Annotated in this window: 1 protein-coding gene; it reads right to left on the bottom strand. The window is 38.3% G+C overall.

Going from position 1 to position 1,077, the window contains the following annotated elements:
- Positions 1-175 precede the first annotated feature (175 nt).
- A protein-coding gene (locus tag V7L29_RS07920) for an IS5 family transposase (RefSeq protein ID WP_334735088.1) occupies positions 176-1,017 on the bottom strand; the annotation gives its coding sequence in 2 pieces (ribosomal slippage) (positions 176-633 and positions 633-1,017; 843 coding nt in all).
- Between the last annotated feature and the right edge of the window lie 60 nt (positions 1,018-1,077).

Consider the following 1,077-nt stretch of genomic DNA (forward strand, 5'->3'; position numbering starts at 1 on the left):
CTTCCATTACCCCAAGGCGGTTTTTTTCCTGAGCAGTGGCCTAACTTCACTCCTCAAATGAATGTCTTTCAAATCACCCTTTCTACTGCCTGATTCTTAATTCCCTACCCTTGAAAGAGCCTCTCCCTTCCCCAAATTGTAGTAAATTCGAGAATAGACCTCTTGCAAAAGTTGCTCAGGAAGATTTAATTTTGGGGAGAGAAAGCTCGTAATTGTAGAGAGCAGCAATCAGATTAAACCTTAAACTAAATCTTTTTCGACGATTTCTATAAGTAAGCGACAAAATTTTAAATACTTTCAGCTTACGATTTATATGCTCACCTAAAACTCTAATTTTGGCTAATTCTCTATTCTTATTTTTATCTTCATAAGTTAACTTACCGCCTCTGGGCTTTTTTGTAGGAATCCGACTATTGTTATGTATTTTCTGAATACCTTGATAACCTTTATCGCCCAAGCACTCTATATCTTCTCTCAACTGAAGTTGACTATTCTTAAATATCCGAAAGTCATGCTCTCTCCCCTTACCATGAGCCGTACAGATGATTTTACCATTCGCTTGGTCTACCACTACTTGAGACTTTAGTGTATGTTGCTTCTTCTTCCCACTGTAGAACTTTTTTTGTTTTTTTTAGGACGTTCAATCGGGCTTTCTGTTACATCAACTATCACTACTTGTAACTGATAATCAGAATTCGCTAGTCTTTTCTTGCCAGGAAGAGTGAAAGCCCTAGATTTAGTGAGTGTATCTTCTATTTTTCGGATAATTCGATATGCTGTAGACTCGTTTACTCCCCAAGATTGACCAATATGAAAATACGTGCGGTATTCTCTCCAATATTCTAATGTCATCAACAATTGGTCTTGTAAGCTAAGTTTACTTGGTCTTCCTGTTTTCTGTTTTGGTTGGCTTGGCGCTCGCACTACCTTTAGCATCTGCTTAAAAGTCTCCGGACGTACACCACACAAGCGTTTAAAATCTTCTGGCTTTAAGCTTTTTACTTGTTCGTAAGTCATCAATGCTACCCAACTCTAACTTACTTGTCCCACGCATTTGGGACTTTTGCAAGAGGTCTA

Source organism: Nostoc sp. (assembly GCF_036916575.1).
Lineage (GTDB): Bacteria > Cyanobacteriota > Cyanobacteriia > Cyanobacteriales > Nostocaceae > Nostoc.